Here is a 6,546-nt window from a genome sequence, read left to right on the forward strand (position 1 = left end):
GCGTCGAAGCCGGCCGGCAGCGCGGTCCGGCGCGAGCCGACGACCAGGGCGTTGCCCGAGATGCGGACCGCGGTGGATCCGATCAGCAGGCCGGCGGGGCCGCGGACGTCGGCCTCCGCGCGCAGGTCTCCCCGCTGCGGCGACCGGGCGAGCAGCGTGCCGGACCCGCGGAGCCGGCCGTTGACTGCCGCCCACTTGCCGTCGGCCACCCGCCACTGCCGAAGGGACAGGGTGTCGAAGGTGTCCTGCACCGGCGTCTCGGTGACGGGCGCGGCCACCGGCCGCTCGGACGCCCATTCGCCGGCCCGCACGGTCGGCCAGCCGCCGATCCAGTCCAGGCGGTCCAGCAGCATCGGCCGCTCGTTGATCCCGAACGGCTCGTCCAGGTACGGGTCGGCCCGGTCGATGGCGTGGTACGCGAGCCAGTCCTGGCCGGCCAGGTCGGTGATCAGCCCGTTGTGGCCGGTGCCGACCCACTTGTTGCCGTTGGGGGCGACGACCGGGGTGCCACCGGCCCGGGACACGTCCAGCCGCAGGCCGTCGCGGTCGGTGAACGGACCACGCGGGTCACGGGAGCGTCCCACCGACACCGAGTAGCCCGTGGTCGGGCCGGCGCAGCAGTTGGCCGAGGAGGCGAACAGGTAGTACCAGCCGTCGCGGCGGACGACGTACGCGCCCTCGAACTTGTTGTCGATCGCGACCCGGGTCGCCGTACCGGTGATGTGCAGGCCGTCCGCGGACAGCTCGCTGACCCAGATGCCGCCGAAGTAGCTGCCGTAGTAGAGGTAGCTGCGGCCGTCCGGGGTGGTGAGCAGGGCCGGGTCGAAGGTCCACAGCCAGCCGCCGTCGCCGCTGGGCCGGGGTGCGACGACCGGCTCGTCGGCGAAGGTCCAGGGGCCGGTCGGGGTGGGCGCGGTGGCCGCCCCGATCGCCGACCGGCCCGGGCCGCCGGTGGTCTCGGTGACGGTCACGTACATGACCCACTTGTTGCCGATGCGACGCACGTCGGGAGCCCAGAAGGCGGTGTTGTCAGCAGCGAACGCGGGGCGCTGGCCCTCGGCGAACGCGTCACCCACGTACGTCCACGACACCAGGTCGGTCGAGCGGGCGGTGGGGATCCGGTGTGCGACCTTCTCCCCCTCGCGCAGCGGGTCGGTGGTGCCGTACGCGTACCAGAAACCGTCGTCGCCCCGCACGACCATCGGGTCGGCGAACGTGTCCGCGAAGGACGCGGAGACCGGGTTGGTGTAGGTCTGCCGCTGCGGCGCGGCCTGCGCCGCAGCGGGAGTGAGCAGCAGAATCGCCGCGGCGAGCGCGGCCGTGCACCGTCGCATGAGATCAGCCCTTCAGGCCGGACCGGGAGACACCCTCGATGATGTAGCGCTGGCTGACCATGAACAGGATCAGCGCCGGGATGCTGGCCAGCGCGGCGCCGGCCATGATCACCGGGTAGTTGATGTTGTAGGCGCCCTGCAGCGTGCCCAGGCCGGGCGGCAGCGTGAAGTTCTCCGGGCTGAACAGCGTGTAGACCGGCCAGATGAAGTCGTTCCAGTTGGTCAGGAAGCTGATCACGGCCAGGGTGGCCAGGGCCGGCTTGGACAGCGGCAGGATCACCTTGGTGAAGATCTGCCACGAGTTGGCCCCCTCCAGCAGCGCGGCCTCCTCCAGCTCCCGGGGCAGTCCCAGGAAGAACTGCCGCAGGAAGAAGACGCCGAAGGCGCTGGCCGCGCCGGGCACGATCAGCGCCCAGAGGCTGTCCAGCCAGCCCAGCCGGTCGATGATCAGGAAGTTGGGGATGATCAGCGTGAAGATCGGCACGAACAGGGTCGCGATGATCAGCGCGAAGACGATCTTCTTGCCGCGGAACTCCATCCGGGCCAGCGCGTAGGCGGCCATCGACGCGACCACGAGCACCAGCAACGCCTGTCCGCTCGCGGCGAGCAGGCTGTTGAGGAACCAGCGCAGCACGGGCGTCTGCGAGTCACCGGTGAACAACGTGTCGTACGCGCTGGTCGTCGGGTCCGCCGGCAGGACCGTGGGCGGCACCCGGGTGGCCTCGTCGGCGCTCTTGAAGGAGGTGGTCAGCATCCACACGATCGGGGCGATGAAGACCAGGCTGAGCAGGCCCAGCAGGGAGTACCAGGCGATACCGCGGATTCGGCCCATGGCTCAGTCCTTCTCCCGGAACAGGCGGAAAGTGATCATGCTGACCAGCAGCAGGCCGAGGGTCAGCAGGTAGCTCATCGCGGCCGCGCTGCCCATCCGGTAGCTGCGCAGGCCCTCCTCGGCGATGTACATGATCGCCGTGCGGGTCTCGACCCCCGGCGCACCCTGGGTGATCAGGTACGCCTGACCGAACATGTTGCTGGAGGCCAGGATCGTGTTGATCACGATGAACAGCAGCACCGGCCGCAGCCCGGGCAGCGTCACGTGGCGGAACTCGGCCCAGCGGCCCGCGCCGTCCACCTTGGCCGCGTCGTAGAGCTCGCGCGGGATGTCCTGCAGGCCGGCCAGGTAGATGACGGCGTTGAATCCCAGCGTCCACCAGACGGTCACGCCGACCAGGGAGATCCACGCCCAGGGCAGGCCGGTGGTCCAGGCGGTGTCGCCGGGCAGACCGATGGCCCCCAGCATGGCGTTGATCGCGCCCAGGTTCGGGTCGAGCAGGAAGCGCCACAGCACGCCGATGACCGCCACACCCAGCACGTACGGCGCGAAGTACACCGCCCGGAAGAAGGTGCGGCCCTTGAACGAGCGGTTCAGCAGCAGCGCGATCGCCAGCGGCACGGTGACCAGCAGCGGCACGCTGAACACCGTGAAGATCGCGGTGGCCTGCATGCTCTGCCAGAAGAAGTCGAACACCGGCGACGCACTGTCGAACAGCGCCTGGTAGTTGTCCAGCCCGACGAAGGGCTTGCCGGGCAGCAGGTAGTCCCACTCGTGCAGGCTGATCCAGAGCCCGTAGCCGGCCGGCACGAGCGTGAAGGTCGTGAACAGCAGCGCGTAGGGCAGCAGGTACAGGTATGGGGTGACGCCCGACCCCCGCCTCGGCGCCCGGTTCGCGGGCGCCGAGGTCGAGGTGGTGGCCGTCTCCAGCACGTCCACCATGGTGGTCAGCCGCCGTACTTCTTGCGGTTCTGCTCGAGGATCTGGTTGGCCTTGGCGGCCGCGTCGGCCAGCGCCTTGCCGGGCTCCTTGCGCAGCAGGATCGCCTCGTTGACCGCGGTGTCCACGGTGGCCAGGGCGTCCGGGATGCCCGGCACCGACGGCGGGAAGTGCAGGTTGTCGATCTGGGTGCCGATCGCCGCCTGCTCCTTGAGCGCCGCGAAGTCGGGGCTGTCGCGGATCTCCTTGCGGGCCGGCACCTGGCCGCCCTTGGCCCACTCCAGCGACTGCTGGCTGATGAAGTTGATGAAGACCTTGCCGGCCTGCAGCTTGTTGGCGTCCTGGGTGCGCTGCTTGAACTGCACGAACTGGTGCGAGCCGGCCCACGCGGCGGGCTGGGTGCCGATCTGCGGCAGCGCCGAGACGCCCCACTCCATGCCCTTGACCCCGCGCAGCGTGTTGATCGTCCAGATGCCGTTCCAGTTGAACGCGGCCTTGCCGTTCTGCAGGGCGATCAGGTCGGCGTCCTGGGCCACGTTCTTCGGGCTGTAGCCGTTCTTGACCAGGTCGGTGAGCCAGGTCAGCGCCTGCACGCCGGGCTGCTCGGCGAACAGCGGCTTGGTCGCCTTCTCGTCGAACAGCTGACCACCGAACTGCCAGGTCAGCGCCTCGAACTGGAGCGTGCCGGTGAACGGGAACGGGGTGGCCCAGTGCCCCTGGACGCCCTTGGACTTGAGCTTGTCCAAAGCCGCCATGTACTCCTCGTTGTTGGTCGGCGGCTTCTCCGGGTCCAGCCCGGCGGCCTGCAGGACCTTCTTGTTCCAGAACATGCCGAGCGGGTGCACGTCCAGCGGGATGGCGTAGCGCTTGCCGTTGTAGACCGCGGCCTGCCACACCGGCGGCGAGAAGTCGCTCTCGTTGAGCTGCAGCGACTTGGCCAGGTCGTCCAGCGCCAGGATCACGCCCCGGGCGGCGTTGGTGGCGACCTGGTCGACGTGCATGATCCCGAGGTCCGGGCCGTTGCCGGTGGACACGGCGGCGGGGACCTTCTGGTAGTAGTCGGCCCACTCGTACACGTTCATCGTGACCTTGATGTTGGGGTTCGCGCTGTTGAACTTCTCCACCAGCGACTTCATCACCGGGCCGTCACCGCCGGTGAAGCCGTTCCAGAAGGTCAGCGCGACGTTGGGACCGGTGTAGTTGGTGGCCGCGGGCTGGGCGTTCTCGCCACCACCGCCGACGACGGGATTGGGGCCGTCGTCACCGCAGGCGCCGAGCAGGACGGCGCCGCCGGCGCCTACGCCGAGCCCGAGCAGGCCGCGGCGGGTGAGATGTGGTTTCACGGTTTCTCCTCGGGGGTGAAGCTCAGGGCGTGCCAGGAGACAGGGGGAAGCAGGACGGTGGCGCGGCCACCGTCGAGGGCAGGCATTTCTTCGGTACGGGGACGGACGCGATCAGGAGCAGCGGCCGTGTTGCCGATGGACGGGTCGTCCTCGGCGAGCCGGATCCACTGTCCCGGGCGCAGTCCGGGAAAAGCCCGCAGGTCGATGTCCAGCGGGACAGCTTCGGTGCCGCGGTTGACGGCGAAGACGGCGAGCCGGCCGCTGCGCTCGTCGAGGGTGGCGACCGCGTCCACCACCGGCACCTCGCCGTAGCGGCCGGTGGACATGGTCGGTGACTGCACGCCCGCCCGCAGCACGGTGCCGTGGGCGAGCCGGGCGGTCTGGGCGAACGGGTGGTAGATGGTCTGCCGCCAGGCGGGGCCGCCGGGCGTGGTCCGGATCGGCGCGATGATGTTGACCAGCTGGGCCTGCGCGCCGACGGTGACCCGGTCGGCGTGGCGCAGCATGCTGATCAGCAGGTTGCCCACGACCATCGCGTCGGTGACGGTGTAGTCGTCCTCGATGAGCGCCGGGGTGTCCTCGATCGGCCGGTCCTCCGGCTCGGTGAAGCGGGACTGGTACCAGACGTTCCACTCGTCGAGGGCCAGGTTGATCCGCTTCTGCCGGCGCAGCTTGGCCCGTACGTGGTCGGCCGTGGCGACGATGTCGTCGATGAAACCGTCGAGGTTGACGGCAGCGGCCCGGAAGCTGGCCTCGTCCTGGCTCTCCGGGTCGTAGTAGCTGTGCAGCGACAGGTAGTCGACGTGGTCGTACGTCTGCTCCAGCACGGTGGCTTCCCACGCGGCGAAGGTCGGCATGTCCGCCTTGGAGCTGCCGGCGGCCACGAGCTGGATGGTGGGGTCGACCCGCTTCATGGCGTGCCCGGCCCGGGCGGCGAGCCGGCCGTACTCCAGCGCGGTCAGGTGGCCGATCTGCCAGGGCCCGTCCATCTCGTTGCCCAGGCACCAGAGCCGGATGTCGTGCGGGCGGGCCACGCCGTGCTTGCGGCGCAGGTCGGCGGCCGCGGTGCCGTCCGGGAGGTTGCAGTACTCGACCAGCTCGGCGGCCTCGGCGATGCCGCGGGTGCCCAGGTTGACGGCCATCATCGGCTCGACCCCGGCCAGCTCGGCCCAGCGCATGAACTCGTTGAGCCCGAACGCGTTGCTCTCCAGCGACCGCCAGGCCAGGTCGAGGCGCCGCGGCCGGTCGCCGACCGGGCCGACGCCGTCCTCCCAGCGGTAGTTGGAGACGAAGTTGCCGCCCGGGTAGCGCACCAGCGTGACGCCCAGCTCGCGGACCAGCTCGAGCACGTCGGTGCGCAGCCCGTCGGCGTCCGCCGCAGGGTGGCCGGGCTCGAAGATGCCGGTGTAGACGCAGCGACCCATGTGCTCGACGAACGAGCCGAAGAGCCGCCGGTCCACCGATCCGATGGCGAAGGCGGGGTCGAGGGTCAGCCGAGCCTTGTCCACGTAGCGCTCCTGTCCGCAGGTCTTGTGTGCCGCCTCACACTGTTTACAACGTTGGAACCAACGTTGTAAAGAGGTCGTCACACGGTCGTTACCTGGGACGATGCGATTTGTGGTGCTTAGCGGGAGTCTCGCCCTACGGTGCTCTCCCGGACGACCAGCCGGTGGCTCACCCTGAGCTCGCGCGGCGGGCCGGCGGCAGCCGCACCTTCACCGAGGCGCTCGGCCAGCAGGTCCACGGCGAGTTCGGCGATCCGGCCGAGGTCCGGGGCGATGGTGCTCAGGGTCGGCGTGCTGAAGCGGCCGTCCTCGATGTCGTCGAAGCCGATCACCGCCACGTCGCCGGGCACCGAGCAACCCCGCTCCAGCAGCGTGCGGATGGCCCCGAGGGCGAGCAGGTCGTTGAAGCAGAACACCGCGTCGGGCGGCCGCGGGCCGTCCAGCAGCCGGGCCATCGCGGCGGCACCATCGGCCCGGTGGAAGCTCTCCACCTCGGCGACCAGCGCCGGATCGGCCGGCAGCCCGGCCTGCTCCAGCGCCGCGCGGTAACCGGCGAGCCGCTGCTGCGCGGTCACCGCCGACGGGAAGTCCTG

6 protein-coding genes are annotated in these 6,546 nt (G+C 70.1%); all 6 read right to left on the bottom strand.

The genetic code is table 11. The features are described from left to right. On the bottom strand, positions 1-1,334 hold a 1,334-nt coding region (locus tag AB0C29_RS27465; protein WP_360825766.1), incomplete at its 3' end, for a family 43 glycosylhydrolase. 4 nt (positions 1,335-1,338) lie between these two features. Continuing rightward, positions 1,339-2,166: a carbohydrate ABC transporter permease gene (locus tag AB0C29_RS27470; protein ID WP_360545479.1), complete on the bottom strand. Its 828-nt coding sequence runs from the start codon at positions 2,164-2,166 to the stop codon at positions 1,339-1,341. Between the two features lie 3 nt (positions 2,167-2,169). Continuing rightward, positions 2,170-3,099 carry a sugar ABC transporter permease gene (locus AB0C29_RS27475; RefSeq protein WP_360825769.1) on the bottom strand — a complete coding sequence of 310 codons (930 nt, stop codon included), beginning with the start codon at positions 3,097-3,099 and terminating at the stop codon, positions 2,170-2,172. A gap of 14 nt (positions 3,100-3,113) precedes the next feature. Further along, the gene (locus tag AB0C29_RS27480) at positions 3,114-4,448 is read right to left on the bottom strand and encodes an ABC transporter substrate-binding protein (RefSeq protein WP_360825772.1); all 1,335 of its coding nucleotides are present in this window, start codon (positions 4,446-4,448) and stop codon (positions 3,114-3,116) included. Next, positions 4,445-5,956 (bottom strand): alpha-N-arabinofuranosidase, encoded by a 1,512-nt coding sequence (locus AB0C29_RS27485; protein WP_360825775.1) that lies wholly within the window; start codon positions 5,954-5,956, stop codon positions 4,445-4,447. Before AB0C29_RS27485 ends, AB0C29_RS27480 begins: the two co-directional genes overlap by 4 nt. A gap of 116 nt (positions 5,957-6,072) precedes the next feature. Beyond that, positions 6,073-6,546 (bottom strand): substrate-binding domain-containing protein (locus tag AB0C29_RS27490; protein ID WP_360825778.1); only part of this gene is annotated, 474 nt, incomplete at its 5' end.

It is taken from the genome of Actinoplanes sp. NPDC048791 (assembly GCF_040650095.1).
In the GTDB taxonomy this organism is placed as follows: Bacteria; Actinomycetota; Actinomycetes; order Mycobacteriales; family Micromonosporaceae; genus Actinoplanes.